Below are 26,858 nucleotides of genomic sequence, written 5' to 3' on the forward strand. Positions count from 1 at the left end.
TGCAGAGCCCGTGTGGAGCGCTGGGGTAGAACGATGCTAAAAAAGGAGGCATGGAAGGAGAAGCAATTAGAGAAAATGCCTGACTATAGCGACGCGTTCCGGAGAAGACTTCTCCGAGGCTGGGGACTTGAGCTGTAGAAGGACGGGGAGCCCCTGGCGCTTCCAGGGGCTCCCCGTCCTCAGTCTTCCTCTTCCCATGCAATATCAACACTCTCGGGGTCAAAGTGCCTACCGCGAGGCGCCTTCTCCACGATAATCGCCTTAATGAGCTTGCTCATTTCGTGGCGCTTCTTGTCCGGCGTGTAATCCTCCCACTCCTTCAGGAGGGCCGGATTCGTCTTCCTGTGATCCTCGATCTTCGCTGACAGGTCGCGCACGCGATGCCTGAGTATCCCTCGCTCCTCTTCGAGTTCGGCAATGAGGTCCATGGCCGTGCTCGTAGAGATCCTGCTCACTGCTCCGGGCTTTCTCCGCTCCATTACTGATTCAATCTCTGCTGAGATTTCCTCTAGGCGGGCTTCGTCGGCGGCGATTTGGGTGCTCTCAGCGGTGCTGGACCGCTTGGCCTGGCGCGCAATCTTCTTCGCGAAGGCGTCGAGATAGATTTCCTCCACGTGATCTTCCAAGGTTGCTGCCGAACGCGTGATACCTCCGCACCCGTTATTGGTAGTGGGGCACCTGTAGAACGGTACCTTTTCTCCTTTGATCGTTCGAGCGGACGCCGTAAGACGTGTGCCGCACTTTCCGCACCGGACGAGGCCAGACAGTAAGTGCGTTCTGTGGCCTGGCCTGGTGCCGCCTGTCTGTCCCTTTGCCTTAGCGACCTCCTTCCTCTCTTCGAGCACCCGGACGGCTCGCCAATACTCCTCGGGCGTAACTAGCGGCTCCCATTTGCCGATGACAGGCTTTCCCTTTGAGTCGTAGACGATGATGTCGGGCCCCCAAGGGTGAGGGTTTTCCCGACGCTCACGCGTGGGCATGTACGCTTTGTATCCGCAGTTGCGAGGGTGTGTAATTCGCAAGACTACGGTTTTGTAGAGAACGGGCTTTCCGTTCTTTCCGGTGATTCCGGCTTTGGCCCAATCGGCTTGGACCTGGGTGATTGTGGCTCCATCGCCAATGTCAAGAATTGCCTTCTTGCGTAGATCTGCGTAGGGCTGGACCAACTTCCCATCAGCGTCCCACCCCCACGCGCGACGGCCGATGTGGTCCTTTCCGTCAATGGCCTTGTGGCGGTTTGCGTCTGCCTTGCGACGGCGAATTGATGAGGCCTCGACGCCACCCATCACAGCTTGCATGACGAACATTGCGCGACCATTGTCGGTACTGAGGTCGGTGCCGCCGGTTACGGCTCGGCCGACCAACTTCCCGTTGCGCTCGAATATCTGGCAGACGCGAGCTGCGTCGAACGCCTGGCGGGCCACACGGTCAGAGTGCTTGAACACGAAGCCGTCAAGAACGCCTGCCGCTAGATCCTTCAGCAGCGCCTCGAAGTGCTTGCGCACGATGTACGGGTCCGATGCTGACGTGTCGTTGTCGTCGTAGACCTTGACGACTTCGCCCCCCAACTGGACGGCGAGCGCGCGACAGTCCTTGAGCTGGTTGGTGACGCCCTGACGACTGAGTTCCCCCGTTACGGGGTCGCGGTCGTCATCGGAGATCCGTAGATAAGCACCTAACTGGAACACGCGTGGAACCTCCTCCTCAACGTCCTTGAGGGAGAGGGTAGTTAGATCCTGGCTGGTCAGCGGATGGTTTGCCGACACTGGTGGGGTCCTCTCTGCCTTGATGTGCTTTCAAGGTAGCTAGGTGGACCGCTCAACAAGGTCGCGTACACCTTCGCGGTCGGCGGGCTCGCCGCCGGTACCGACGGCAGCTTCAAGGTGATGGCGGCCGTGATGGCCGCCGGCATGGTGCCGCCGCTGGCGATGGCGCTGGCGACGACCGTGCGGGGCGGCCTGTTCACCCGTACCGAACGCGAGAACGGCAAGGCGGCCTGGGTGCTCGGGGCGTCCTTCATCACCGAGGGTGCGATCCCGTTCGCCGCGGCCGACCCGCTCAGGGTCATCCCGTCGGCGATGGCGGGCGGCGCGGTCACCGGCGCCCTGTCGATGGCCTTCGGCTGCACCCTGAGGGCCCCGCACGGCGGCATCTTCGTGGTCCCGCTGATCGGCAACGCCTTCCTGTACCTGCTGGCGATCGCGGCGGGCACCTCGGTGAGCGCGGCCCTGGTCGTCCTCCTCAAGGGCCTGCGCACGCGACGGCCCGAGCCGTCCCCGGTGGTGGAGGAGCCGGAGGTGGCGGTGGCCGCCTGACGGCCAGCAGGCCCGGCCTCCGATAGGGGCCGGGCCTCCCGCTTGGCTGCGGCGGCAGTCCTGGTTCAGGACTTGGGCAGGGTGTTGATGTAGGGGGTGCCGCCGGCGTAGTAACCGTCCACGGCCTTCTGGACATCCGGCATGGAGACCGCCTGACCGGCCTGGTAGTAGAGCCAGTTGACCTTCATGTCCCAGGTGCGCGGGCTCCCCTTGAAGCCGAGGTCGACGAGCCAGGCGCTGAAGTGGATGCCCGTGTGCTCGCGCGGGAAGTGCTTGCTGCCGCTGAAGAGCGAGGTCTTCTGGGAGGACCACAGCAATCTGGTCGAGGACTACGAGACCACGTTGGCGCTCAAGGAATCCGTCTGGAAGGTCACCGCCAACCAGCTCTGCATCGCCTACACCGACCTCATGCCCACGCTGCGCGAGCTGATCCAGCAGCGCGAGCGGTGGAGCCGGGGCACCGTGGACACCCTGCGCGCCCGCGGCTGGACGAAGTTCACCTGACTCCTTGAGAGGAAGCCCATTCCTTCAGGGCCGGGAGGAATCGCATCCCAAAACTGCTCTGATGTGCAGGGATGCACGGATGGCCAGTCATTGTCAGTGGCTCCCGTTACGGTGAACGGGTGAAGGTTGTGGTGCAGGTGAAGCTCTTGCCGACGCCCCAGGAGGCGGCGGCGCTTGAGGCGACCCTGCGTACGGTGAAGAAGGTCGCGGACGCCTACGCGACGCTCAAGGCGAACATCAAGGCCGGGAACCTCGGGCCCGAAGGATCCAAGCGCCGCAGGCGTGCGGAGTCGAAGCCGGTCGTGTTCCGCCAGGATGCGGCGCAGCCGTTTGACGACCGGATTCTGTCGTGGCAGTACGACGCCCGGACCGTGTCCGTCTGGACCACCGCAGGGCGCCTGAAGGGCGTGCGGTACGCGGGCCACCCCGACCAGCTCAAGACCCTGCGCGGCTACCGCCGGGGTGAGACGGATCTGGTGTACCGGAGCGGGAAGTGGTTCCTGGTCGCGGTGTGTGAGATCCCCGAGACGCCGCAGTTCGAGCCGGTCGACTGGATCGGCGTGGACCGGGGCATCGCCAACCTGGCCACTACCTCCGACGGTACGAACTACCAGGGCCGCAGGCTCAGTCGGTACCGGCGCTGGCACACGGCCAAACGAGCCGAACTCCAGGCCAGGCAGACCCGCAGTGCGAACCGCCGGGCCAAACGGCGGGCGAAGAAGGAGGCGCGGCACGCCGCGCACATCAACCACAAGATCAGCAAGGAGATCGTGGCCGTCGCACAACGCACCGGACGCGGAATCGCCGTCGAAGAACTCGATGGCATCCGCGAACGGGTACGGCCCTCCCGCGACGATGGGGTCTCCCCTGCTCGAGCGAAGCCGAGAGCTTGGGGAAGGGCCGTGCTCTCCTCCTGGCCGTTCCACCAGCTCGAAGAACACCTGCGGTACAAGGCCCGCCGGGCCGGAGTGCCGGTGATCTCGGTGGACGCCCACTACACCTCGCAGATGTGCCCCCGGTGCGGGCACACCGCGAGGAACAACCGTCCCACCCGGGACTCCTTCTCCTGTCGTCGGTGCGGGCTCGCTGGCCCCGCCGATGTCGTTGCCGGGGTCAACGTGCGCAACCGCGCACGCTCGGCGTGGGTTTTCGTCAACAGACCCCTACCACAACGGACTTAACACCACCCGACTGGTAGATGCGACCCGTGACCGCCCCGCCGTAGGGGGCAGTCGGGAGCGCGACTCGGCTTAACGGACTGGGCTGACAAGCTCGGTCCTTTAGGGCCGAGAAGTTGACCTGGCACTCCATCACCACCATGATTCTGGGGCTCATCGGCGCCGCCTACATTCTGGGCTGGGGCTCGACGCAACTCGTGGTCGCCGCCAAGCACGGTTTCTCCCGACACCCGCTCTTCCTGGTGCTGTTCAGCTTCTGGATCATCTATCCGGCGCTGCGGGTACGGAATCTCGGCTGGAAGGCGATGCTCGTCGAAGCGGCGCTGATTCCGGAGCTGGTCTACACCGTGGTGCGGACCTACTGGCTTGTTTCGTCGATCGTGAAGTCCTACGTGACGCGCGTATCCGCGTGGAAATGACTCAAGGAGAGCAATGAACTCCCTCAAGGGCCTGGGGGTCTGCGCGGTGCTGGCGGGCATCGCCTACGCGCTGACCCGGGTGGAGGACCTCGACCACCTGATCCTCGGTCTCAGCATCGGGATCATCACGGTGTCGCTGGTCACGTACATGGCGTCCATCAGGCGCCGCCGCAGGGACCGCCGCGTCGCCGGGGGCTGACCCGCCGCGCCAGTGCCGGGAGGTGGGGACGCCCGGCTCCGAGAGGCCGGGCGTCTTCGGCCCGGCTTGGCGTGACATGTACCACTTGAGGACCAAAGTCCCGGCGGTCCCCGCCACAAGTCCCGCCCCGTGCTGTCTACTGGGGCGCGTGGCTCAGAACATCACGATCATTCAGCAGATAGGCCTCTCCGTGCTCGCCGCGGCGAGTGTCGCCTGGGTCGTCGGCCTGGTCCGCATCCTGCGCCGCGAGCGCGCCGGCCGGGCCGAGTGGCGCGCGATGCGCACCCTGCGCGCGGTGGGCCGGCAGCCCGGGCCGCCCGCCCGGGAGAAGGTGGCGCTCACCGAGGCGGAGCGGGACGCCTTCGCGGGCCTGATCCGCCAGCTCGGCCCCCGCCGCTCCTGAGCGTACGTAAGAAGAGACTCCGCCGGGGTCTCAACTCACCCGAGCGCGGCGCTCCATGGCGCTCCGGGCCGCCTGCTCACTCGCGTACACCTCGCACATGTGGCGGCCGTCCGGGGTCGCCGTGTGCTCGACCTCCCACAGGCTGAGCTCGCCGCCGTCGAGCAGCAGGAACGCGTGCTCGTAGAGGACGAACCCGGCGTCGCGGCCCGCCGCGCGGCAGTGGCTGCCGAAGGCCTGGGTGATCTGGTGCGCGTGCGCGGACCGCAGCAGCCGCGCGGTCCGCTCGCCGGGCCGGTCCGGGTTCTCGGCGCGGCGCAGCAGCCGGCGCGCGTGGTCCGCCGAGTCGTCGGGGGCGTACCGGCGGGGGAGCGGGGCGGCGCTCAGTGCGGCCAGGAGGGCGAGGTCGCTCCCGGCTTCCCGGTCGAGAGCGGCGCCGTCCGGCTCCAGGAGGGCGTCGGGCCCGAGTCCGGCCTCCCAGCAGCCCGCGAGGTCCTCGAATTCGTGCAGCGGATAGCAGGCGCCGACCGCTCCCAACTCGCCCCCGGTGCAGCCGAATTCCTCCGCCACCAGGGCCGACTCCGGTGCGCCCGCCGCGTGGTGCAGCCGGGCGGCGGCGATGCGGGCGTCCCCCTCGGCCGCGTACACCTCGTGCGTGTACGCCCGGCCGTCGTGGTGGGCCAGCTCCCACAGGGTGATGGTGCTGCCGTCCAGGAGGAGGTAGCAGTGCCGGTACGTCTCGCGGCTCAGGCGGTGGCCGGCCGGGCCCGCCGCCGAGGTGTGCAGCGAGGAGTGCAGCGAAGTGGTGTGCGCCAGCGCGGAGTCGAGGCGCCCGACCAGCTCGTCGGGCAGGTCGAAGGAGTTCAGCGCGCGGCCGAGCAGGCCGGTCAGCTGCTCCGGTGCCGACTCGCCGCCGGGCCCCCGCTCGTGCTCGCCGCCGCTCTGGTTGGGCACGTTGCGCACCAAGGCTTCTCCCGGCCGTCGCTGTTGGTCACGTGGAAGGTGCTCAACGTAGCCCCTGATCGCGGTTCGCGCAGCGGGCATGGCCGAAAAATTCTCCGGCCGGCGCCTCGCGGCGGAGGGGCCGGCCGGAGAAATCGCCGCAGCAGAGCGGCAGTTGGTCAGGATGCGCTGTCGGCCGTCCACTGCGCCCACGGCATGTTCCAGCCGTTCAGGCCGTTGTCCGGTGCGATGGTCTTGTCCTGCGAATCCTTCACGACGACGACGTCGCCGATCAGGCTGTGGTCGAACATCCACTTGGCCGGAGTGTCCCCGGCGGCGCCCTTCACGTCCTTCATGCCGACGCAGCCGTGGCTGGTGCCGTCGCTGCCGAACACCGACGGGTCGCCCCAGTAGTTGCCGTGGATGAAGGTGCCCGACGACGACAGGCGCATCGCGTGCGGCACGTCCTTGATGTCGTACTCGCCGCCGAAGCCCACGCTGTCACCGTTCATCCGGGTCTGGGTGAACTTCTCGGATATCACCATCTGCCCGTTGTAGGTGGGGTGTTCGGCGCTTCCGGTGGAGACCGGGATCGTCTTGATGGTCTTGCCGTCCTGCTGGACGGTCATCTCCTGCGTCTTCACGTCGACGGTGGAGACCTGGTTGCGGCCGATGGTGAAGGTGACTTCCTTGGACTGGACGCCGTAGACGCCGTTCGCGCCCTGCACGCCGTCCAGGGCGATCTTCATCGTCACCTTGGAGTTGGCCTTCCAGTAGTCCTGGGGACGGAAGTCCAGGCGCTGCGAGCCGAACCAGTGCCCGACGACCTGCTGCCCGCTGCTGCTGGTCACCGTGATGTGCGACAGGACGTCCTTCTTGTTGGTGATCTCCTTGTCGAAGGTGAAGGAGACCGGCATGCCGACGCCGACCGTGGCGCCGTCGTCGGGCGTGTAGGTGCCGATGAAGCTGTTCTTCGAGGAGACGGTGGTGAACTGCGAATTCTCGGTCGCGGCCCGGCCCTTGTCGTCCTTGCCGTTCGCGGTGATCTTGTACTGGGTGCCGCGCTCGACCTTGCCGGTCGGCTTCCAGGAGAGCCCGTCCGCGGCGAGCGTGCCGGCCACGGCCTTGCCGCCCTGGACCGCGGTCATCGTCACGTCGGACAGCTTGCCGCCCTCGGCCTTGACGGTGACGTCGTTGATGGAGGCGTTTGCGGAGCCGTCCTTCGCCGAGATGGTGATCTTCAGCGTGGAGGCGTCCTTGGCGGCCGAGGCGTCCGTGCCCTTGCCGTCCTTGCCGCTCTTGCCGTCGTCCTTCGCCTTCGCGTCGCCGCCGCAGGCGGTCAGCGCGAGCGCGCCGACCAGCAGCCCCGCCGCCCCTGCGATCAGCCGGGCGCGGCGCCGGGCAAGCGGACGCGCGGTGCGCGAAGTGCTGTACTGCTGAGGCTGCGCTGCGTTGTCCGACGCCGGCGGTGTCACGGGCTGCTCCATGTCTGCGTGATGTACTGCGGGATAAAATCCAGTACGTGCATAGAGCACCCAAATGGGTGAATGGTTGCGGGAATCGACTGTGACGGCAGTCACATTTCAGGTGTTCCGGAGTCTCAACTCCCGTACAGATCCCCATAAGAGGGAAAAGTCCCCCCGGCCCCCTCGACGCTCCCGGCGGCCCGCACCGCGCGCACGATCGCCCGCGCCACGACGTCCGCCCCGGCGGCCAGAACGAAGTTCAGCTCCTCGGCGCCCAACACCCCGGCCGTACCGGAATCGTGCGATCCGGTGGCGAGCGCGAACACGGTGTCCCCGTCGTGCATCAGGTGTACGGGGCGGAGCGCCCGGGCCAGTCCGTCGTGCGAGGTCCCGGCGAGCTTCTGCGTCTGCGGCCGGCTGAGCCGGGCATCGGTGGCGACGACCGCGAGCGTCGTATTGAGCGGCGGCAGCCCCATGCCCTCACGCGCCCGCGCGAGCCGCTCCCGGGCCGCCAAGTGCACGTTGGGCGCGGGCAGTTGGAGCGGCCCGGCGCCGTACTCCCCGTACAGCGCACCGTTGTCGGGATCGACCGCCGAGCCGACCGCGTTCACGACGACCAGCGCGCCGACCGTCGCACCCGAGGCGAGCGTGACGCTCGCCGTCCCGACGCCGCCCTTGAGGCCCCCGACCACGGCGCCCGTCCCGGCCCCGACGTTGCCCTCCGCGACCTCGGAGGCGGCCGCCTCGACGGCCGCCCGGCCCACCGAAGCGTCGGGCCGCGCCCGCCAGTCGCCGCCGCGCCCCAGATCGAACAGGCAGGCCGCGGGCACCACCGGCACCACCTGGTGCGGCTCGGGCCCCACCCGTACCCCGCGCCCCTGCTCCTCCAGCCAGGCCATCACCCCGGCCGCCGCGTCGAGCCCGTACGCGCTGCCGCCGGTCAGCACCACCGCGTCGATCCGCTCGACCACGTTCCTCGGGTCCAGCGCGTCGGTCTCCCGGGTGCCGGGGCCGCCCCCGCGCACGTCGACCGCGGCGACCGCACCGCCGGGCGGGGCCAGCACCACGGTCGTACCGCTCAGGGCGTCCGGTCCGGGCACGGCCGCGTGGCCGACCCGGAACCCGGCTACATCGGTGAGGGAGCTCTTCATGGCCCCATGCCTACCACGCCAGTTCGATCAGAACTTCGGGCCGAGGTAGGTGCCGCCCGTGGCGTCGAGCACATGGCCGGTGATCCAGCGTCCGTCCTCGGAGGCGAGGAACGCGACCGGGTCGGCGATGTCGGCGGGCTGCCCGATCCACGGCAGCGCCTGCCCCTGAAGCATCATCGCCTCCACCTTCGGCGAGGAGCGCAGGAAGGCGCGGGTCGTGTCGGTCTCGGTCGGCCCCGGGGCCACCGTGTTGACCGTGATCCGCCGCGCCCCCGCCTCGTTCGCGAGGGTCCGCGTGAACGTCTCCATCGCCCCCTTCGTCATCGCGTACGCCAGCTCGTCACCGAGCGCGATCCGGGTGACGGCGGAGCCGATGTTGATGATCCGCCCGCCGTCGCGCAGGCTCGGCAGGAGCTTCTGCACCAGGAAGAAAGGGGCTCGCACGTTCACCGCGAAGAGCCGGTCGAAGACGTCGGGCGTCGTCGCGGCGAACGGCCCGTGCGCACCGGTCAGGGCGGCGTTGTTCACGAGGATGTCGAGCGCCTCCTCACCGGTGTGCGCGCGCAGCCCGCTGCGCACGGCGTCGGCGAGCCGCTCCACGCCCTCGGTGCTCCCCAGGTCGGCGCCGACGGCGAAGGCCCGGCCGCCGTCCGCCGCGATCGCGTCCACGGTCTCCTGGGCGGCGGCCCCGTCGTGCCCGTAGTGGACCACCACGAGCGCCCCTTCGGCGGCGAGCCGCAGCGCGATGCCGCGCCCGATCCCACGGGAGGCGCCGGTGACGAGGGCGGTCTTGTCGTGCAGCTTTCCGAGACGCTCGGACATGGTGATGCTCCCTTGTGTTCGCGGCTACTTGTTCGCGGTCCGCCGGTCGGCGGTCCGCGCCGGGGGTGTTTCCCGCCCGGCGAGAACGACTCTCGCCGGGCGCGCTGACCGCCCGCGCACCGCTCGCTGACGAGGAGCCCGGACCGCCGTCAGCGGGCGACCCCCGCCCGCCGCCCCGCCGCCGCCCCCCGCTCCCGCTCCTGCCGCCCGCCCGCCAAGTCCCCCAGGGATTCGAGGAGTTCGGCCCGCTGGTCGTGCAGGTCGGCGATGTCCTCCCAGACGCCGATCTCCTGCAACAGTTCCAGCGCCTCGCCGGTGCGGGCCAGTGCCGCCACCGGGTCGCCCTGCGCCGCTGAGAGGGCGGCGAGGCCCGTCAGGGTGGTCGCCGTCCCCCAGCGTTCGCCCAGCTCGCGGAAGGCGGCGAGAGCCGCCGAGAGCTCGCGGGCGGCCTCCTCGGCCCGGGAGTGGAAGAGGTGCAGATGCCCCGCCCCCGCCCGGGCGAGTGCCCGCGACCAGGGGTCGGCGCCGACCAGTTCGGGTCGCTCGGCGCCCGCCGACGGGCCCGCCGCGATCGCCCACAGGAACGCGGTGAACGGCTGGCCGAAGGCCCGGTCCCGGCCCGCCACGATCCGCGCGGCCCGCGCCCGGTCCGCCTCCGGGACCGTCCCGCCCGCCCCCGCCGCGAGGACGCACAGCACGTACTCCTCCTCGAACCCCGCCGGTACGGAGCCGTCGAGCGCGCGCAGCAGGTCGGCCGCGACGGGGGCCACGTCGCCGCGCAGGCCGCGCAGCCACCAGAAGGAGGAGAGCGCCGACAGCAGACGCAGGGCGGACGGGCGGTCGTGCCGGTTCCCTCGTTCCTGCTGGGCAGCTCCCGTCCCGGTTGTTCCGACCGCCCGGACGAGGGCCGCCCGGAGGTTGGGGTGCTCCGCCGAAAGCCGGTCCAGCCACCGGAGTTGGTCCGCCGAGCGCAGCTCCGGGTCGGCCGCCTCGGCCAGTTCGAGGAAGTACGCCGTATGGGCGCGGCCCGCCAACTCCCCTTCAGTATCGGCCAGTTGCCCCGCCGCATACGCCCGGATCGTCTCCAGCATGCGGTAGCGGCCGGAGCCCGCCTCCACCAGCGACTTGTCGCAGAGCGAGGCGAGCAGGTCGTCCGTGTCGGGGCCGGTGCCGCAGACCCCCGCGGCCGCCTCGGCCGTCGCGCCGCCCGCGAAGACGGTCAGCTTCGCCGCGAACTCCCGCTCCTCCCCGCTCAGCAGCGACCAGCTCCACTCGACCACCGCGCGAAGCGTCCGGTGCCGGGCGGGCTTCGTGCGGTCGCCGCGTGACAGGAGCCGGAAGCGGTCGTCCAGGCGGCCCGCGATCTCGGCGAGGGGCAGCTGCCTCAGCCGGGCCGCCGCCAGCTCGATCGCCAGCGGAAGTCCGTCCAGGGCTGAGCAAATACGGTGCAGGAGAGGCGAGTCGGGGCCGTCCGGAGTGAAGTCCGGCTGGACCGCCGTCGCGCGATCCGTGAAGAGGCGTACGGCAGCCGCCGTCTCCAGGGGGCCGAGCGGGCGCAGGGACTCGCCGGTGATGCCGAGGGCCTCGCGGCTGGTGGCCAGGACGCGCAGGCCGGGGCAGTGGGACAGCAGGCGGTGGGCGAGGGCGGCGGCGTCCTCGACGATCTGCTCGCAGTTGTCGAGGATGAGGAGCAGGCCGCGGTCCTGGAGGGCTGCGACCAGGGCGGATTCGGAGTCCTCGGAGCCGCTGTCGCGCAGGCCGAGAGCGGTGCGTACGGCGGATACGCATCCGCTCGCGGCCGACAGGTCCACGAAGCACACCTCGCCGGGCAGCCGCGCCGCCGCCTCCAGGGCGAGCCGGGTCTTGCCGGTGCCGCCCGTCCCGATCAGCGTGACCAGGCGCGAGGCCCCCAACAGGCCGGTCAGCGCGGCGAGTTCACCGTCGCGGCCGACGAACGAGGTCAGCTGGGCGGGGAGCCGGGACGCGGCGGCCGGCCGCGACTCCTCGCCGCGCAGGATGGACAGGTGCACGGCCGCGAGCTCGGGGGACGGATCGGTGCCGAGTTCATCGGCCAGCAGCGCGCGGGCCCGCTCGTACTCGGCGAGCGCCTCGGCGGCCCGCCCGGCACGCCGCAGCGCCCGCATGAACTGCCCCCGCAGCCGCTCCCGCAGCGGATGCGCCGCCACCGCCTCGCGCAGCCACGGCAGCAGCTCGGCCGGATCGGTACCGAGGGCGAGTTCGGCCTCGGCGCGCTCCTCGACGGCCCCCGCGCGCAGCTCCTCCAGGCGCGCGCTCTGCGCGGCGGCGAACGGGGCGTCCGGTACGTCCATGAGCGCGGGCCCGCGCCACAGCCCCAGCGCCTCACGCAGCAGCACCGCCGCGCGCGCCGGGTCACCCGCCTCCCGGGCCCGCGCACCGTCCCTGGCCAGCTGTTCAAAGCGCAGTACGTCCACGTCGTCCGGGTCCGCCACGAGCCGGTAACCGGCCGGGCCGTACTCGATGTCCACGGTCTTGCGCAGCCGGGAGACCTGCGACTGGAGCGCGCCCGAGGCCCCGGCCGGCGGCTCCTGTCCGTACAGGGCGTCCACGAGGCGCCCGGCCGGCACCGTGCGCCCGGCGTTCAGCAGCAGGAAGGCGAGCAGCGAGCGCAGCCGCGCCCCGGCGGGGACGGCTTCGGGGCCCTCTATGCACAGCGGGCCGAGCAGGAGATAGCGCATGCGGCCGATTCTGGCCCACGGGGCGGTCAGGGGGTGTCCGGTGGGGTGGTCCGCTCGGGACTCTTCTGGCTCTTTCGGGCTCTTTCGGGCTCTCCGGGCGGCGGGCTAGTCCGGTGGGGTGGTCCGCTGCGGGGTCTCCGGGCTCTGCGGGTTCTCCGGGCGGCGGCTTTTCAGGACCGAGCCCACCGCCACGGTCAGCGCCGCCACACCACCGGCCAGCGGCACCGCCGTGCGGCCCGCGAACGTACACAGCAGGATCACCAACGCGGCGATGGGCAGCGTCAGTTGCTGGGCGAGGCCCTGCTTGAAGTGGCGGGAGTGCAGCAGCCACACCGTCAGCATGAACACGGCGGCCGGGACGGTCACGGCCGACGCGGCGGCGGCCGTCGAGATGTGGGCCTTGCCGACGGTCTGCTCGACCGCGACCTCGATGCCCGCGCCGATCGCCGCCGCCGACGAGAGCACCACGTAGTGGCCGTAACCCCACACGAAACCCTGCCGGTTGGACGCCAGGTGGGCGTGGATGGGGACGGCGAAGTAAATCCACCAGGCGGCGAACACGATGAGCAGCCCGCCCGCCGCCAGCGGCAGCAGATCACCGAGCACGTCGTGCTCGTCGAGCGCCTGCTGTACGGCGATGGTGGCGGCGGACACCGTCTCACCGAGCACGATCAGCGTGAACAGGCCGTACCGCTCGGCGATGTGGTGCGGATGCCAGCTGGTGCTGTGCCGGCGTTCGGCGATCATCGGTACGGACAGTTCGGCGAGGGCCAGCAGCGGGAACACCCAGGCGCGGGCCGACTCCGGCACGAACAGCATGCCGACCCAGCCGAGCTGGCACACCACGATGCCCGCCGCGTACCGCAGACACACCTGGCGTTCGGCGGGGTCCGGGCAGGTCGTGGCGGCCCGCAGCCACTGGCTGGTCATCGCGAGCCGCATCACGACGTACCCGATGACGGAGATCGTGAAGTCGTTGCTGTCGAAGGCGCGGGGCACCCCGGCGGCGAGGATCAGCACGCCGGTGATCTGGACGAGGGTCACCACCCGGTACAGGGCGTCGTCGGTGTCGTACGCGGAGGCGAACCAGGTGAAGTTCATCCACGCCCACCAGATGGCGAAGAAGACCGCCGCGTAACCGGCGAGCCCCGCGCCCACGTGGCCCTCGGCGAGCGCGTGCACGAGCCGGGCGCCCGCCTGGGCGACGGCGACGACGAAACAGAGGTCGAAGAACAGCTCCAGCGGGGTCGAGGCGCGGTGCGCCTCGTGGCGGCTGCGTGCGGTCATACGTGGCATGCGCACAGCACACCATCCGGCCCGCCGCGCCAAGCGGCGAACACCTCCGGCCGCGCGGATTCGTACCGGTTCAGCACAAGGGGGGCGGGGAGGCGTGTGCGTGGCGATGGCCCGCTCGGCCGCAGCGGCGCTTCGTAGGTGCCGGGGTGGTGTCGTGGCACCCCGGCGTTCTCACGCCAACGCTGGGGGAGGGGAGCGGAGCCCTGCCAAAGTCCTTGATGGGAGGGACTTTTGGACTGTTCTTCCCCGGGGGCCGTCTTGTCCCTGCGGAGCGAGTGGAGCCGAGTCGAGCTACGGGGTCACGGTCTGTCCCTGCATTCCCCCAGGAGGACCTCGACGTAGGCGCGGGCGACTTGGCCGGGCGGGGTGCCTCCCTCGGTGTCCATGCCGAGCCTTTCGGGCGTCTCCGTCACCCAACCCGGGCTGACGGCGTTCACCCTGAGCCCCCGGGGCATCTCGACGGCCGCCGCCCGGACGAATGCCTCCAGTCCCGCATTGACGAGAGCACCGAACGAGCCGCCCGGCGTCGGCTCCCGAAAGGCGCCGCTGGTGAGAGTGATGGATCCACCGTCCCGGACGTGATCCAGCGCCCGGCGCAGCAGCGCCACCTGCCCCAGCAGCTTGCCCTTCAGACCGAGAGTGAAGTCGTCGTCGGAAGGCGATGTGAGCGGAGCCAGCTGACCGCTGGCCGCGCAGCGGATGACCGCGTCCACCGTGCCGACGGTGTCGAAAAGAGCGTCGATGGAGGCCGGATTCTCCAGGTCGACTTGAATGCCGCCAGTGCGTGAGGTCCGTATCACCTCATGGTCGGGCTCCAGCGCGTCTGCCACCGCGCGGCCGATGGTGCCGGTCGCTCCGAGCACAACGATCTTCATGTGGGTTCCCTTCGTCCGTCTGACCGTCGTTCTGGGTGTCGTTCGTCAGGCAAGGCGCGCCGGAAGCGGAGCTAGCGGGAAGTTGGCCCAGACGTAGGTGTCCATCTGGTGCTGGTCGCCGCCAGGATGGCGCTCATTCCCTCGACGTCGCTGGCGGCGTAGGCGGCGAAGAAGCGGTTGATGGCCTCGACCTTGGGGTCGGTCACGGCTTCACCTCCGCGATCGCCGCGTACGGCTTCTTCTTCATCCAGGAGCAGAACGGCGCCGCCATGTCGATCGGCCGCATCGACAACTTCCTCGACATTTACCTCCAGCGCGACATCGCGCAGGGCCTCATCACCGAGGCCCAAGCCCAGGAGTACATCGAAGACTTCGTCATCAAGCTCCGCATCGTCTGCTTCCTGCGCACCCCCGAATGCAACGAGCTGTACTCCGGCGACCCCACCTGGGTCACCTGGTCCATGGCCGGCATCGGCGAGGACGGCCGCGCGCTCGTCTCCCGTACCACCTTCCGCGCCCTGCAGACCCTCTACAACCTGAGCCCCGCCCCCGAGCCCAACCTCACCGTCTTCTGGGCCGGGCCCCGCAACTCCCCACCGGATTCAAGGACTTCGCGTCCAAGGCCGCCATCGACACCTCGGCCATCCAGTTCGAGTCCGACGAACTCAGGCGCCCCAAGTACGGCGACGACACCGCCATCGCCTGCGAGCGGCAGGCCCTCGGCATGAACTTCACCCTCCACGACACCCCGTCACCACCCCCGGACCAGGTGGCGACCGCCCGCGACATCTTCACCTCGCATGGCCTGAACGCGATCTGACCTTGTCGCGCTGACCTTGTCGTGTCCGGAGACCGCCTCACCCCCCTGTCCGGCAGCACCTCCGTAGATTCTTTCTCCGGCCGCTGCTCGGAGGGTGTGACGGGCTCTTCCGTCCGGGGTCACTCACCCTGTTGACTACTAAAACAGGTGGTATGCGCTTAAATATCCCTAACGTGGCGGAGTGACCGAGCCACCCGCACCCCCCGCCGCACCGCCGGACGCGTCTTTGCCGGATGCGCCGCCGCCACCGGTGCCGGCCAGAGCCACGGCGGCCGCCCCGCGTGCCGTGGCGCTGCGTGCCTCGCTGGCCGGCACAGCCGTCTCCCTCCTCCTCGTCCTCGCCATCGTGTTCGGCAGCCAGCTGCTCAAGGACTTCGACTCCGCGCTCCTTCCGTACGCGGTCGCCACCGTGTTCCTGGCCTTCGGTGTCGCCTACCGCTACACCGTGTGGATCTCCTCTCCCGGCGCGCGCCGCCTGTTCAAGCAGGGCTGGCGCAGCCTGTTCTCGGTCGCCAACTTCCGCCAGGCACCCACCGCCCTGCCGAGGATGACCGCCACCTACCTCGGCTTCCAGAAATTCCTCGGCGCCCGTTCGCACGCCCGCTGGGCCGCCCACCAACTGATCTTCTGGGGCTGCATCCTGGCCGCCGCGATCACCTTCCCCCTCACCTGGGGCTGGTTCACCTTCACCGGGGATTCCGGCCCGGGCCCCGGCTACGAGATGCGGATCTGGGGGTTCAAGATCCTTGGCTTCGACTCGCTGAGCTTCGTCGGCTGGCTGATGTTCCACGGCCTGGACATCGCCGCCGTCCTGGTGATTCCCGGCGCCTCGTACTTCCTGTGGCGGCGGATGAAGGACCGCGGGGCCATCACCGGCCAGCGCTTCGCCTACGACCTCGTTCCGCTGATCGCGCTGATCGTCATCTCCGTGACGGGGCTCCTCCTCACCTTCTCGTCGATCTTCCTGCACGGCGGCGGCTACCAGTTCCTGGCGGTGCTGCACATGGTGTCGGTGGTGTTCACCCTCATCTACATCCCGTTCGGGAAGTTCTTCCACATCGTGCAGCGCCCGGCCGCGGTCGGCATGCAGCTCTTCAAGTACACGGGCCGCCAGGACAAGCAGGTGTTCCCCTGCAAGCGCTGCGGCGAGCCCATCGACACGTCCCCGTACGTCGAGAACCTGCAGGGCACCATGCGCGACCTGAAGCTCGGCTTCGACGCCTGGGCCGCGTACTGCCCGCGCTGCAAGCGGGTGCTGCGCGGCTCCGCATACCTCGGCCACGTCAAGAAGGGCTTTTGAGTGAGCAGCCGGCCCCTTCCGCTCGATCCTTCGATCGCGCCGCCCGGCACCCGCAACTTCCGCGACGCGGGCGGCATCCCCGCCGACCAGTGGCACGCCGACCAGAACGGCGAGACCCTCGTCCCCACCCACTGCTGCTTCTGCGGCGTGCAGTGTGGCATGTATCTGCGCGTCGACAGAGCGGGCAAGGTGTTCGGGGTCGAGCCCCGCAACCACGACATCAACCGGATGCGGCTGTGCCCCAAGGGCATCAACGCCTACCAGCAGGTCAACCACCCCGACCGGCTGACCGCCCCGCTGCTGCGCCGCTCCCGCGACGAGCCGTTCCGCGAGGCCTCCTGGGAGGAGGCGCTGGACTTCACGGTCGCCGAGATCCGCCGCATCCAGGCCGCCCACGGCAACGACGCCTTCGGGCTGCTCGGCGGCGCCAGCCTGTTCTCCGAGAAGACGTACCTGGTCGGCAAGTTCGGCCGGGTCGCGCTCAAGACGCGGCACGTCGACTACAACGGCCGGCTGTGCATGGTCTCCGCCGCAGGTGCCAACAAGCTCGCCTTCGGTATCGACCGGGCCGGCAACCCGTTCTCCGACATCCTCCTCACCGACTGCCTGCTGATCGCCGGGTCCAACGTCGGGGAGTGCTTCCCCGTCATGACCCAGTACCTGTGGGGCGCCAGGGACCGGGGAGCCAGCCTCATCGTGGTCGATCCGCGCGAGACCGCCATCGCGCGCACCGCCGACATCCACGTCGCCCTCAAGCCCGGCACCGACGCGGCCTTCTTCAACGCCGTACTGAACGTCGTCATCCACGAGGGGCTCGCGGACGAGCGGTTCCTCGCCGAGCACACCACCGGCTGGGACGAAGTGCGCGCCGCCGTCGCCCCCTACACCCCCGAGCGGGCCGCCGACATCTGCGGCATCCCCGCCGCCCAGGTCGTCCAGGTCGCCCGGGCCTTCGCGGGCGCCCCCCGGGCGATGGCCTGGCACGCCCGGGGCATCGAGCACCACTCCCAGGGCGTCGAGAACTGCCTGACCGTCATCAACCTCTGCGCGGCCACCGGCAACCTCGGCAAGCCCGGCGCCGGTTACGGCACCATCACCGGCCAGGGCAACGGCCAAGGCGGCCGGGAGCACGGCCAGAAGGCCGATCTGCTGCCCGGCGGACGGTCGATCACGAACCCGGAGCACCGGCGGCAGATCTGCGAGATCTGGGGCATCGAGGAGTCCGAACTCCCGCCCGCGGGCACCTCGATGATGGAAATGGTCTGGCAGATGCAGCGCCGGGAGATCCGCGGTCTGATCGGCATCTGCAACAACCCGTTCGTCTCCCTTCCCAACTACGGGACGGTCAAGGACGGTTACGACACCCTGGAGTTCCACGCTCAATTCGATTTCTTCCTCTCCGAGACAGCGGCCAACGCGCACGTCGTCTTCCCCGTCACCACCTGGGCCGAGGACGAGGGCGTGATGGCCAACGCCGAGGCCAGGGTGGTCAAGCACAACAAGGCGCAGGAGCCGCCCGGCGGGGTGCGCACCGACACCTGGGTGATGTGCCAGCTCGCCCAACGCCTGGGCGTGGGCGACAAGTTCGCCTTTGCGGGCTCGCGCGAGGTGTTCGAGGAGCTGCGGACCGCATCGGCCGGAACGGTCAACGACTACTACGGCATCACCTACGAGCGCCTTGAGGAGACCGGCGGTATCGCCTGGCCCTGCCCCTCCACCGACCATCCGGGCACGCCCCGCCTGTTCGAGGGCGGGAAGACCTTCCACCCGGACGGCACGGTGCACCTGCAGGTCGTCGAATGGCATCCGCCGATGGACCCGTACGACGAAGAGCACCCGATGTCGCTGACCACGGGCCGCACCGTGGCGCACTTCCTGTCCGGCAACCAGACCCGCCGGCTCGGCGCGCTGGTCGAGCAGACGCCGCGTCCGTGGGTTGAGGTGCACCCCTCGCACGGTTTTCGCAACGGCGACCCGGTCCGGGTCGTCACCCGGCGCGGCAGCGAGGTCTTCCCCGCCCTGGTCACCGAGGCCATCCGTCCCGACACCGTGTTCATTCCGTACCACTGGCCCGTTCCCACGGCTGCCAACGCGCTCACCATCGACGCCCTCGACCCCCGTTCCAAGATTCCCGAGTACAAGGTGTGCGCCTGCCGTATCGAGGCCGCCGAGCGGATCGACGAGGTGCCGGCGCCGCCGACCGCTCCGGGCCGGCAGGCGTATCCGGCCACCCAGGTCTCGCGCACCGACCCCCTGCCGCCCACGTCGCCGCAGGGCCGCGGCACTGCGGAGAGGAGCTGACGCCCGCCATGATGGGCAGAACGATCTTCATCGACCCGGGGCGCTGCATCGGCTGCCAGGCCTGTGTCTCCGCCTGCCGCGAGTGCGACTCGCACCGCGGCAAGTCCATGATCCATCTCGACTATCCCGACGAGGGTCATTCCGTCGCCTCCCTTCCCACCGTCTGTATGCACTGCGAGGACCCGGTCGCGCCGTGCGCCGAGGTCTGCCCCGCCGACGCGATCCTGGTGACCGCGGACGGAGTGGTGCAGCAGGCCGACACCACCCGCTGCATCGGCTGCGCGAACTGCGTCAACGCCTGCCCCTTCGGCGTACCGAAGATCGACCTCCAGGCGAAGCTGCAGATGAAGTGCAACCTCTGCTACGACCGCACCGCCTACGGCCTCGCCCCCATGTGCGCCACGGTCTGCCCGACCGGTGCGCTGTTCTACGGAACCCTTGAGGAGCTCCAGGCCGAGCGCCCCGGTGTGCGGGTCGCCGACTCCTTCACGTTCGGCGATGTCGTCGTCTCCACCGGCGTGGCCATGGTCGTCCCCGCCGACAAGGTCCAGTGGCCGGTGCCCGGCGGCCTCCCGATCGTCGAGGTCAACGGGAAGGACGTCACCCGATGAGCGCCATCGACCAGCCGCCCGGCGCCAACCCCGGCCCGAACCCGGCCCGGGCCGCCCTGCACGACCGCATCGCCGCCGACTCCCTCACCACCCGCCGCGACTACCTCCGCATCGTCGTCACCGTCTCCGGCGGCCTCGCCGTCGGCGGGGCCGCCGTGGCCGGGGGAGTGCTGCACCGGCACGGCGACAGTGACGCCCCGCCCGACCCCAGGCGGATCGCGGCCGCGCTGGCCCCCGGCGAGTCCATCGCGTTCCGCTTCCCCGGGGACGACGACCGCGCGGTGGCCGTCCGCCTCCAGGACGGCACCCTCGTCGGCTACTCCGCCGTCTGTACGCATCTGGCGTGCGGGGTGCTGTGGCGCGAGGACCGGGGCAGCGAGGGCGAGCTGTACTGCCCCTGCCACGAGGGGGTCTTCGACGCCCGCACCGGTGAGGTCACAGCGGGCCCGCCGCCGCGCCCGCTGCCCAGGGTGCTGCTCGTCGAGCAGGCCGACGGCAGCGTCTGGGCGGTGGCCACGGCCCGCTCCGGGGAGAGCGTCGAGGGCGCCATGTGCAGGCAGTTCGCCGGCAAACGGCCCGACCTGGCAGCCCGTATGGGCTGCCCCGGCGCGAACGCCAAGTCGGCCGAGAACACCAAGGCGGCCGGAAACGCCAAGTCGGCCGGAAACGCCAAGTCGGCCGGAAACGCCAAGGCGGCCGGAAACGCCAAGGCGGCCGGAAACGCCAAGGCGGCCGGGAACGCCAGGGCGGCCGAGAGGAGTGGACGGACATGAGCACCGACGGACACATCGGGCCCGGCGCCGGCGGGGGCCTTGGCCCGGACGGGCGTTCTGGCCCGAGCGGCGACGGGCACATCGGTCCGGGGCTGAGCGCACCCCCCGGCCCCGGCGACGGACCCGCCGTCCCCCCGCGGCCTTCGTACGCCCCCGGCTCCGCGCAGCCCCGGCTCAACCGGCCGGTGCACGAGCGCTATCCGCAGATCCGCGCGACCAGCGGCTACGGCGATCCCCGGATCAGGCACACCGGGCCCGGTCCGGGCGCGGGCAGTGAGCAGGAGCCGGAGCGGTCCTCGAAGCTGACGGCCCGGCTGACCCTGGCGATCACCGTCGTCATCGGCCAGCTCTGGGGCCTGACGGTGGTGGTCAACGAGTGGATGAAGGGCAATACCGGTACTGCCTGGTGGGGCGCCGGATTCCTCGGCCTGTCGTTCCTCGTGGTCCTCGGCCTCTGGCTGATCGACCCGAGGGACCGCTGAGCGGGCCGCCGCGTACACCGTCGGCACCCGCCGTACCCTTGAGGTATGAGCACCGCCCCCGCCCCCGGACCGCGCGATCGGGAACCAGCGCCCAAGGAGCAGTCCAAGCCGACGCTGATCTTCGATGATCCGCTGGACCAGCAATCCGCGGACGATACGGACCGCGGGTGGGGCGAGCGGCCCGCTTCCGCGGGAAGCGCCGCAGACCTCGCGCGCTTCCTGGACGAGAAGCCGCCCCACCACATCTGAGCCGTACGGAACATTGGAGCCGTACGGACCATGTGGCGCTAGGAGCCCGTGGGGCCCGAGCCGCGCTGGGCGATCAGGACGTCGCGGATCTCCTTGAGCACCTCCAGCTCGCTGATCTCCATGGTTTCCCGCACGCCTTCCTTCGCCTTCTCGTGCGCGGCCCGCCTGGCCAGGAACTTGGCCATCGGCAGCACCATCAGGAAGTACACGACGGCGGCGGTGATGAGGAAGCTGAGCACCGCGCTCAGCACCCCGCCCCACAGGATCTGGATGCCGGAGTTCGCGGTGCAGGGGCCCTTCAGGCAGGAGCTGTAGCTCTCCAGGTCCTTGGTGCCGAACGCGCCGACCAGCGGATTGATCACGCCCTTCACGACCGAGTTCACGATGTTGGTGAACGCGGCGCCGATGACCACGGCGACGGCCAGGTCGATCACATTGCCGCGGGTCAGGAAGGCCTTGAATCCGGCCAGTACGCCTGTCTTGTCCTCGCTCACCAATGAGCCTTTCTACGCATGTGCAGGGGGTCGGGCAAACTCCTGCGCCACCTTGGGCAGCGCACACCCGTGCTGTCCAATCCGCACACGTAAATGGGGGACTTGACCGTTCGGTCGTGCGAATCAGCACAAGGTCACCGCCAGTCGGGACGTGGTGCCCGCGCGGGCCAGTGCCGTGGCGGTCTCGCGCGGCACGGCAAGGAGGACGAGCGCTCCCGTTTCCGCCGAGGCGCCACGCGCACCCGGAACTCCCATCACCCGCACGTCCGTTGCCACCACGTGGGCCTCGCCCCCGCCGCCCGAGGGGGAGTTGGCGGCCGCGATCACGTCGACCCGGTCGCCGGGGCGCAGCAACCGTACGGTTTCGGCGTCCGCGATGCGTACCGGTGCCGACACCACCGCGGCCGGCCGCGCGGGTCCGCGCTCCCGTGGCGCGGGTGCGGCGACCGGGTGCGGACGTTCTGCCGCCTGCGGGCTGGAGACGGCGAGGGCCGCGGCCGTCACGGCGAGGCCGGCCGCCATGGCGCGCCGTCGCCTGCGCATCGCGCGCCGCAGCCCGTGCCGCCCTCCGCGCACCCGCAGCGGAGGGAAGAACGGCACCCCGCCGGGCTCGGGCGCGGGCACGGGAGGCAGGTAGGGAAGCGGGCGGGGAGCGGGGGAGGCGGGCGATGCGGGGGTCGTGGACATGGCGGTCACTGCCGATCGTGAGGAGCCGGTGCTGCTCGGACGCTCCCCACGATCCCCCGCCACGCGGGATCCTGCCGGGGCCTGTGGACCACCGGGCCCCTGTGGACAACTCGCTCACCCGGAAGGGGAATTCAGCCTGACTGTCGGCCATGGTCGGACCCGCCCGTGGTCGGACCCCGCCCAGGACGGCTCTCGCCCGGATCCGCCTCAGCCGGACAGGCCTCGCCCGGGATGGCTCTCGCCCGGACCCGTCTCAGCCGGTCAGGCCCCGCCCGGGATCGGCCCCGGTCGAGCCTGCCCAGGCGTACCGGCCCCGCCCGGCGCGGCGCCCGCCCCGCCCCTCACGGCAGCTCGATGCCCAGGTCCCAGCCGTCATGTGCCCGCGCGCACAGGCAGTCGCGGTCCTCGGCCGCCGGGAGTGCGGCGACCGCGTCGAAGAGGACCTCGCGCAGGCGCGCCACGTTCTCGCCGAACACCTTCAGGACCTCCGCGTGCGAGACGCCCTCGCCGGTCTCGGCGCCCGCGTCCAGGTCGGTCACCAGGGACAACGAGGTGTAGCAGAGCCCCAGTTCGCGGGCCAGGACGGCCTCGGGGTGCCCGGTCATGCCGACCACCGACCAGCCCATCGCCGCATGCCACCGCGATTCGGCGCGGGTCGAGAAGCGCGGGCCCTCGATGACGACCATCGTGCCGCCGTCCACGGCCTGCCAGCCGCGCCCGCCCGCAGCGGTCAGCGCGGCCTTGCGGCCGTCGGGACAGTACGGGTCGGCGAACGTGGTGTGCACGACGTTGGGGACCGTGCCGTCGGGCAGGGGCAGCCCGTCGAAGAAGGTCTGGGTGCGCGCCTTCGTACGGTCCACCAGCTGGTCCGGTACGAGGAGCGTGCCCGGCCCGTACTCCTGGCGCAGGCCGCCCACCGCGCACGGTCCGAGTACCTGGCGCGCCCCGACCGAACGCAGCGCCCACAGGTTGGCGCGGTAGTTGATGCGGTGCGGCGGCAAGTGGTGGCCGCGGCCGTGGCGGGGGAGGAAGGCCACCCGGCGGCCGGCGATCTCGCCGAGGAAGAGTGAGTCGCTGGGGGCGCCGTAAGGAGTGTCCACCTGGACCTCGGTGACGTCCTCAAGGAACGAGTAGAAGCCCGAGCCGCCGATGACGCCGATCTCTGCGTTAGCCATGCCGGTCACATTAACCGGGGGCTCACATGCCAGAACCCCCGCCGTCGTGACGGCGGGGGTTCTGCGCGGTGTGCGGGTCAGGCGGCCGGGCTCGCGCTCGACGAGGACGAGCCGGAGCTCGACGTGGAGGCGGCCGGCTTGGAGTCCGAGCCGGACGAACCGGAGGAGCTGGACGAGGCCGAGGACTTCGACGCGGGCGAGCTGCTGGACGACGCGCCGCGGCTGTCGTTGCGGTAGAAGCCCGAGCCCTTGAAGACGATGCCGACCGCCGAGAACACCTTCTTCAGGCGTCCGTCGCAGTTCGGGCATACGGTCAGGGCGTCATCGGTGAACTTCTGCACCGCCTCGAGGCCCTCGCCGCACTCGGTGCACTGGTACTGGTAGGTCGGCACTTGTCTTCCTCCTGGCACTCTCACTCATTGAGTGCTAACGACGGTCCATAGTGACGTATTCCCGGGAATCAGTCCACCGTGACAGGGACACGGTGACCCACGCCACGCGCCACGGTACGTCCCTGGGCGCGCGGAGCGAGCCGCGAGCGCAGTGCGAGCAGCGTGACCAGGGCCAGCGCCGTGCCCGCCATCGGCACCAGGAATCCGGCGGTCGAACCGTGGGCGTCGGTCAGCCGTCCCGCCACGGTGACGGCGGCGGCCTGGCCCAGCGCGACCGCGCCGGTCAGCCAGGTGAACGCCTCGGTGCGCGAGGTGGCCGGTACCAGCGATTCGACCAGCGTGTAGCCGGTGATCAGGGCGGGCGCGATGCACAGGCCGACGATCAGGCCGAGGCCGCCGAGCAGCAGAGCGGAGTGCGCCGCCCACAGGCCGGAGGCCGCCAGGGTCAGCGCCGCGTAGCCGGCGATCAGCCGAGTGCGGGGCGCGGACTTCCAGGCGATGGCGCCGCAGGCGATGCCCGCCAGCATGTTTCCGGCGGCGAAGATGCCGTAGAGGACGCCGTTGATGCCGGGGTTGCCGATCTCTTCCGCGAAGGCGGTCAGCGAAACCTGCATACCGCCGAAGACCGCGCCGATGCCGAGGAAGGCCATCGCGAGGACGCGTACGCCGGGGATGGACAGGGCCGAGGTGTGTTCGGCCAGCTCGTGCTCGGCGGCGCTGCGCACCGGCGGCTGCGTACCGCGCCGGGCCGCGAACAGGAGGCCGCCGACGAGGGTCAGCGACGCCTCGGTGATCAGGCCGGCCGCCGGGTGCACGCCGGTGCACAGAGCGGTCGCGAGGACCGGGCCGATGACGAAGGTGAACTCGTCCGTCACCGACTCGAAGGCGGCGGCGGTCGCCATCAGGGGCGAGCCGTCGAGCTTGTTCGCCCAGCGGGCCCGCACCATGGGGCCGACCTGCGGCACCGAGGCGCCGGTGGGCACGGCCGCGATGAACAGCGCCCACAGGGGGGCGCCGGCCAGGGCCAGCGCGGTCAGCGCCGATACGGAGGCCGCGTGCACCAGCACGCCGGGCACCAGGACCGCGCGCTGACCGAAGCGGTCCGCGAGCTTGCCGCTCTGCGGGGCGAACAGGGCCATGGAGACACCCGTGAAGGCGGCCACGGCACCGGCGCCGCCGTAGGAGCCGGTGGTGTGCTGGACGAGCAGCAGGATGCCGATGGTGAGCATCGCGAAGGGCTGCCGGGCCGCGAAGCCGGGCAGGAGGAAGGACAGTGCGCCAGGTGTGCGCAGAAGCTGCCCGTAACCGGGCCGCTTGTCAGAAGTGACCGTGGATGCCACGGCCCCTTGCCTTTCTGCCGCCTGGTAGCGCGCCCCATGCACGGATTTGTGGGTGCGGGCGTTGCCGAGAGCTGTCCTCTTGCGCGGAACTGCGGTAGATGCCGGGGGCTACTGCGGGGAGCTCCCGACCGCCATACGGTCGCGCCAGCTCTGCGTCAGGCAGAGTTGGTCGATCAGTGGTGTGCCTTCATGATACAGAGGTTTGGCACTCCGTGCCTGTGATTCAGCACGGAGTGCCAACTTTCGGCCTGTGTTTATTCGGCCGCGGCGCGGCTTAATGCGCTGTTCGCCTGGGCTTCGCCTTCTTTGCGGGTTCGGTCACAGTGACGCCGGTGCCCAGCCAGCCGGCCAGCTTGCCGCCCTGGCCGACCGCGCGCAGCCGGGCCTCGGCCGCGTCCCGTACCGGATCGGTCGCGACCACCAGGAGCTCGTCGCCGTGCCGCAGCACTGTCGTGGGCCCGGGTACGAAGCTCTTGCCGTCGCGTACGACCAGGGTGACGGCGGCGCCCGGCGGCAGCCTCAGTTCGTGCACCTCGACGCCGTGCATCCGCGACTTCGGCGGGATCGCCACGGACAGCAGATGGCCGCGCAGCCGCTCCAGGGGGGCCGATTCGACGCCCAGGTCGGCGGCCTCGTCCGCGTCGGAGAGCTGGAGCTTGCGGGCCAGCCACGGCAGCGTCGGCCCCTGGACCAGGGTGTAGACGACGACCAGGATGAAGACGATGTTGAAGACCTTCTCGCTGCCGTCGATCCCGGAGACCATCGGGATGGTGGCGAGGATGATCGGCACGGCGCCGCGCAGGCCCGCCCAGGACATCAGGGCCTTCTCCTGCCACGGAATCCTGAACGGCAGCAGGCTGAGCAGCACTTCGAGGGGCCGGGCGACCATGGTCAGGACGAGGCCGATGATCACGGCGGGCCAGAAGTCGGCGCCCAGGTTGTGCGGGGTGACCAGAAGGCCGAGCAGGACGAACATGCCGATCTGGGCGATCCAGCCGAGCCCGTCCGCGAAGCCGCGGGTGGCGGGCCAGTGCGGCAGCTTGGCGTTGCCGAGCACCATGGAGGCCAGGTAGACGGCGAGGAACCCGGAGCCGTGGGCCATCGCGCCGGCCGCGTAGGCGGTCACGGCGATCGCCATGACGGCGATCGGGTAGAGGCCGGAGGCGGGCAGCGCCACATGGCGCAGTCCGAACGATCCGAGCCAGCCCACCGCGAGGCCGATCGAGGCGCCGATGGCCAGCTCCAGGGCTATCTTCCCGACGAGCAGGTACCAGGAGTCCACCGGTCCCGGCGTGGAGAAGGCGACGACCAGGATGACCACGGGGGCGTCGTTGAAGCCGGACTCGGCCTCCAGGACGCCGGTGATGCGGGAGGGCAGGGGAACCTTGCGCAGGACGGAGAAGACGGCCGCGGCGTCCGTCGAGGACACCACCGCGCCGATGATGAGCGCCTGCCGCCACTCCAGGCCCACCAGGTAGTGCGCACCGGCCGCCGTGACGCCCACGCTCACGGCGACGCCGACGAGCGACAGCACCACCGCCGCCGGCAGCGCGGGCCGGATCTCCTTCCACTTGGTGCCCAGACCGCCTTCGGCCAGGATCACCACCAGTGCGGCATAGCCGATCACCTGCGTCAGTTCCGCGTTGTTGAACTTGACGTTGAAGATGCCGTCCTGCCCGATGGCGATCCCGATGCCGAGATACAGGAGCAGGCTGGGGAGCCCGCTGCGGGAGGAGATGCGCACCGCCGCGACGGCGATGAGCAGGACGAGCGAGCAGATGAGCAGGAGTTCGTTGAGCTGGTGGACAGTCAGTGGCCGATCCTTCCCCTCAGACGCCGTTGGGCGCCCCCTGAAAATCGTGCATCCCGGAGCGCCGTGCGCGCATCCGGGGAGTCCTCGGGCGCACCTGATGAAACGTTCCGTCGCCCAAGGTACTTCGTTACCTTACC

27 protein-coding genes and 2 pseudogenes are annotated in these 26,858 nt (G+C 70.3%); 13 read left to right on the plus strand and 16 right to left on the minus strand.

The window, feature by feature from the left end; all coding sequences use genetic code 11:
- Window positions 1-179: 179 nt before the first annotated feature.
- Window positions 180-1,766 (minus strand): recombinase family protein, encoded by a 1,587-nt coding sequence (locus ACIBK6_RS30630; protein WP_399054679.1) that lies wholly within the window; start codon window positions 1,764-1,766, stop codon window positions 180-182.
- 39 nt (window positions 1,767-1,805) lie between these two features.
- On the opposite strand from ACIBK6_RS30630, the pseudogene ACIBK6_RS30635 reads away from it, so the two are divergent.
- Window positions 1,806-2,315, plus strand: a pseudogene (locus ACIBK6_RS30635) (fructose-specific PTS transporter subunit EIIC); the annotation flags it as partial.
- Between the two features lie 65 nt (window positions 2,316-2,380).
- On the opposite strand, the gene ACIBK6_RS30640 reads toward ACIBK6_RS30635, so the two are convergent.
- Complete coding sequence (locus tag ACIBK6_RS30640) at window positions 2,381-2,632, minus strand: hypothetical protein (protein WP_399054680.1); 252 nt, start codon at window positions 2,630-2,632, stop codon at window positions 2,381-2,383.
- A gap of 25 nt (window positions 2,633-2,657) precedes the next feature.
- On the opposite strand from ACIBK6_RS30640, the gene ACIBK6_RS30645 reads away from it, so the two are divergent.
- The 5 genes from ACIBK6_RS30645 to ACIBK6_RS30665 all read left to right on the plus strand — a co-directional run bounded on the left by ACIBK6_RS30645 (window position 2,658) and on the right by ACIBK6_RS30665 (window position 5,018).
- Window positions 2,658-2,819: a hypothetical protein gene (locus tag ACIBK6_RS30645; protein WP_399054681.1), complete on the plus strand. Its 162-nt coding sequence runs from the start codon at window positions 2,658-2,660 to the stop codon at window positions 2,817-2,819.
- Window positions 2,820-2,938: 119 nt separating this feature from the next.
- Window positions 2,939-4,000, plus strand: coding sequence for an RNA-guided endonuclease InsQ/TnpB family protein (locus ACIBK6_RS30650; protein ID WP_399054682.1), 1,062 nt, complete (start codon window positions 2,939-2,941; stop codon window positions 3,998-4,000).
- 113 nt (window positions 4,001-4,113) lie between these two features.
- The gene (locus tag ACIBK6_RS30655; RefSeq protein WP_399054683.1) at window positions 4,114-4,416 is read left to right on the plus strand and encodes a hypothetical protein; all 303 of its coding nucleotides are present in this window, start codon (window positions 4,114-4,116) and stop codon (window positions 4,414-4,416) included.
- 13 nt (window positions 4,417-4,429) lie between these two features.
- Window positions 4,430-4,615 (plus strand): hypothetical protein, encoded by a 186-nt coding sequence (locus ACIBK6_RS30660; protein WP_399054684.1) that lies wholly within the window; start codon window positions 4,430-4,432, stop codon window positions 4,613-4,615.
- Window positions 4,616-4,763: 148 nt separating this feature from the next.
- Window positions 4,764-5,018: a hypothetical protein gene (locus ACIBK6_RS30665; protein WP_399054685.1), complete on the plus strand. Its 255-nt coding sequence runs from the start codon at window positions 4,764-4,766 to the stop codon at window positions 5,016-5,018.
- A 30-nt stretch (window positions 5,019-5,048) separates the two neighbouring features.
- Here the strand turns inward: ACIBK6_RS30665 and ACIBK6_RS30670 are convergent, their stop codons facing one another.
- The 8 genes from ACIBK6_RS30670 to ACIBK6_RS30705 all read right to left on the minus strand — a co-directional run bounded on the left by ACIBK6_RS30670 (window position 5,049) and on the right by ACIBK6_RS30705 (window position 14,490).
- Window positions 5,049-5,969: a DUF6227 family protein gene (locus tag ACIBK6_RS30670; RefSeq protein WP_399054716.1), complete on the minus strand. Its 921-nt coding sequence runs from the start codon at window positions 5,967-5,969 to the stop codon at window positions 5,049-5,051.
- Window positions 5,970-6,136: 167 nt separating this feature from the next.
- Window positions 6,137-7,444 (minus strand): Ig-like domain-containing protein, encoded by a 1,308-nt coding sequence (locus ACIBK6_RS30675; RefSeq protein WP_399054686.1) that lies wholly within the window; start codon window positions 7,442-7,444, stop codon window positions 6,137-6,139.
- Window positions 7,445-7,557: 113 nt separating this feature from the next.
- On the minus strand, window positions 7,558-8,574 hold the full coding sequence (locus tag ACIBK6_RS30680; protein ID WP_399054687.1) for a P1 family peptidase: 1,017 nt from the start codon (window positions 8,572-8,574) through the stop codon (window positions 7,558-7,560).
- 27 nt (window positions 8,575-8,601) lie between these two features.
- Window positions 8,602-9,396 carry an SDR family oxidoreductase gene (locus ACIBK6_RS30685; RefSeq protein ID WP_399054688.1) on the minus strand — a complete coding sequence of 265 codons (795 nt, stop codon included), beginning with the start codon at window positions 9,394-9,396 and terminating at the stop codon, window positions 8,602-8,604.
- Between the two features lie 149 nt (window positions 9,397-9,545).
- Complete coding sequence (locus tag ACIBK6_RS30690; RefSeq protein ID WP_399054689.1) at window positions 9,546-12,113, minus strand: ATP-binding protein; 2,568 nt, start codon at window positions 12,111-12,113, stop codon at window positions 9,546-9,548.
- A gap of 105 nt (window positions 12,114-12,218) precedes the next feature.
- Complete coding sequence (locus ACIBK6_RS30695) at window positions 12,219-13,409, minus strand: low temperature requirement protein A (protein ID WP_399054690.1); 1,191 nt, start codon at window positions 13,407-13,409, stop codon at window positions 12,219-12,221.
- A gap of 299 nt (window positions 13,410-13,708) precedes the next feature.
- Window positions 13,709-14,284: a short chain dehydrogenase gene (locus ACIBK6_RS30700; protein ID WP_399054691.1), complete on the minus strand. Its 576-nt coding sequence runs from the start codon at window positions 14,282-14,284 to the stop codon at window positions 13,709-13,711.
- 71 nt (window positions 14,285-14,355) lie between these two features.
- Window positions 14,356-14,490 (minus strand): hypothetical protein, encoded by a 135-nt coding sequence (locus ACIBK6_RS30705; protein ID WP_399054720.1) that lies wholly within the window; start codon window positions 14,488-14,490, stop codon window positions 14,356-14,358.
- A gap of 39 nt (window positions 14,491-14,529) precedes the next feature.
- On the opposite strand from ACIBK6_RS30705, the pseudogene ACIBK6_RS30710 reads away from it, so the two are divergent.
- From ACIBK6_RS30710 to ACIBK6_RS30740, 7 genes and pseudogenes are all read left to right on the plus strand, one after another.
- A pseudogene (locus tag ACIBK6_RS30710) lies at window positions 14,530-14,990 on the plus strand (pyruvate formate lyase family protein); the annotation flags it as partial.
- Window positions 14,991-15,285: 295 nt separating this feature from the next.
- A complete protein-coding gene (locus ACIBK6_RS30715; protein WP_399054692.1) occupies window positions 15,286-16,404 on the plus strand; it encodes an MFS transporter in 1,119 nt (372 codons plus the stop codon).
- Complete coding sequence (locus ACIBK6_RS30720; protein WP_399054693.1) at window positions 16,405-18,705, plus strand: molybdopterin oxidoreductase family protein; 2,301 nt, start codon at window positions 16,405-16,407, stop codon at window positions 18,703-18,705.
- 8 nt (window positions 18,706-18,713) lie between these two features.
- Entirely contained in the window at window positions 18,714-19,316 is a 603-nt protein-coding gene (locus ACIBK6_RS30725; RefSeq protein WP_399054695.1) for a 4Fe-4S dicluster domain-containing protein, read from the plus strand.
- Entirely contained in the window at window positions 19,313-20,089 is a 777-nt protein-coding gene (locus tag ACIBK6_RS30730; RefSeq protein ID WP_399054696.1) for a ubiquinol-cytochrome c reductase iron-sulfur subunit, read from the plus strand. Before ACIBK6_RS30725 ends, ACIBK6_RS30730 begins: the two co-directional genes overlap by 4 nt.
- Window positions 20,086-20,571, plus strand: a complete 486-nt coding sequence (locus tag ACIBK6_RS30735; protein WP_399054697.1) for a hypothetical protein — start codon at window positions 20,086-20,088, stop codon at window positions 20,569-20,571. Before ACIBK6_RS30730 ends, ACIBK6_RS30735 begins: the two co-directional genes overlap by 4 nt.
- Window positions 20,572-20,616: 45 nt before the next feature.
- Window positions 20,617-20,820, plus strand: a complete 204-nt coding sequence (locus ACIBK6_RS30740) for a hypothetical protein (RefSeq protein WP_329464735.1) — start codon at window positions 20,617-20,619, stop codon at window positions 20,818-20,820.
- Between the two features lie 38 nt (window positions 20,821-20,858).
- Here ACIBK6_RS30740 and mscL read toward each other — a convergent pair whose 3' ends face one another.
- The 6 genes from mscL to ACIBK6_RS30770 all read right to left on the minus strand — a co-directional run bounded on the left by mscL (window position 20,859) and on the right by ACIBK6_RS30770 (window position 26,766).
- On the minus strand, window positions 20,859-21,314 hold the full coding sequence (gene mscL / locus ACIBK6_RS30745) for a large conductance mechanosensitive channel protein MscL (RefSeq protein WP_399054698.1): 456 nt from the start codon (window positions 21,312-21,314) through the stop codon (window positions 20,859-20,861).
- 123 nt (window positions 21,315-21,437) lie between these two features.
- Window positions 21,438-22,001 carry an RcpC/CpaB family pilus assembly protein gene (locus ACIBK6_RS30750; protein WP_399054699.1) on the minus strand — a complete coding sequence of 188 codons (564 nt, stop codon included), beginning with the start codon at window positions 21,999-22,001 and terminating at the stop codon, window positions 21,438-21,440.
- Window positions 22,002-22,342: 341 nt separating this feature from the next.
- Window positions 22,343-23,176 (minus strand): S-methyl-5'-thioadenosine phosphorylase, encoded by an 834-nt coding sequence (locus ACIBK6_RS30755; RefSeq protein ID WP_399054700.1) that lies wholly within the window; start codon window positions 23,174-23,176, stop codon window positions 22,343-22,345.
- Window positions 23,177-23,253: 77 nt separating this feature from the next.
- Window positions 23,254-23,568 (minus strand): FmdB family zinc ribbon protein, encoded by a 315-nt coding sequence (locus tag ACIBK6_RS30760; RefSeq protein ID WP_399054701.1) that lies wholly within the window; start codon window positions 23,566-23,568, stop codon window positions 23,254-23,256.
- Window positions 23,569-23,636: 68 nt separating this feature from the next.
- Window positions 23,637-24,908 (minus strand): MFS transporter, encoded by a 1,272-nt coding sequence (locus tag ACIBK6_RS30765; RefSeq protein ID WP_399054702.1) that lies wholly within the window; start codon window positions 24,906-24,908, stop codon window positions 23,637-23,639.
- 274 nt (window positions 24,909-25,182) lie between these two features.
- Complete coding sequence (locus ACIBK6_RS30770; protein ID WP_399054717.1) at window positions 25,183-26,766, minus strand: potassium/proton antiporter; 1,584 nt, start codon at window positions 26,764-26,766, stop codon at window positions 25,183-25,185.
- Window positions 26,767-26,858: the final 92 nt, after the last annotated feature.

Source organism: Streptomyces sp. NPDC050485 (assembly GCF_044458185.1).
Classification (GTDB): domain Bacteria; phylum Actinomycetota; class Actinomycetes; order Streptomycetales; family Streptomycetaceae; genus Streptomyces.

Coding starts and splice junctions, on each gene's coding strand:
- ACIBK6_RS30660 (WP_399054684.1), top strand. CDS start 4,430: ATGAACTCCCTCAAGGGCCTGGGGGTCTGCGCGGTGCTGGCGGGCATC.
- ACIBK6_RS30675 (WP_399054686.1), bottom strand. CDS start 7,444: ATGGAGCAGCCCGTGACACCGCCGGCGTCGGACAACGCAGCGCAGCCT.
- ACIBK6_RS30680 (WP_399054687.1), bottom strand. CDS start 8,574: ATGAAGAGCTCCCTCACCGATGTAGCCGGGTTCCGGGTCGGCCACGCG.
- ACIBK6_RS30685 (WP_399054688.1), bottom strand. CDS start 9,396: ATGTCCGAGCGTCTCGGAAAGCTGCACGACAAGACCGCCCTCGTCACC.
- ACIBK6_RS30690 (WP_399054689.1), bottom strand. CDS start 12,113: ATGCGCTATCTCCTGCTCGGCCCGCTGTGCATAGAGGGCCCCGAAGCC.
- ACIBK6_RS30695 (WP_399054690.1), bottom strand. CDS start 13,409: ATGCCACGTATGACCGCACGCAGCCGCCACGAGGCGCACCGCGCCTCG.
- ACIBK6_RS30700 (WP_399054691.1), bottom strand. CDS start 14,284: ATGAAGATCGTTGTGCTCGGAGCGACCGGCACCATCGGCCGCGCGGTG.
- ACIBK6_RS30725 (WP_399054695.1), top strand. CDS start 18,714: ATGATGGGCAGAACGATCTTCATCGACCCGGGGCGCTGCATCGGCTGC.
- ACIBK6_RS30730 (WP_399054696.1), top strand. CDS start 19,313: ATGAGCGCCATCGACCAGCCGCCCGGCGCCAACCCCGGCCCGAACCCG.
- ACIBK6_RS30735 (WP_399054697.1), top strand. CDS start 20,086: ATGAGCACCGACGGACACATCGGGCCCGGCGCCGGCGGGGGCCTTGGC.
- ACIBK6_RS30740 (WP_329464735.1), top strand. CDS start 20,617: ATGAGCACCGCCCCCGCCCCCGGACCGCGCGATCGGGAACCAGCGCCC.
- ACIBK6_RS30750 (WP_399054699.1), bottom strand. CDS start 22,001: ATGTCCACGACCCCCGCATCGCCCGCCTCCCCCGCTCCCCGCCCGCTT.
- ACIBK6_RS30755 (WP_399054700.1), bottom strand. CDS start 23,176: ATGGCTAACGCAGAGATCGGCGTCATCGGCGGCTCGGGCTTCTACTCG.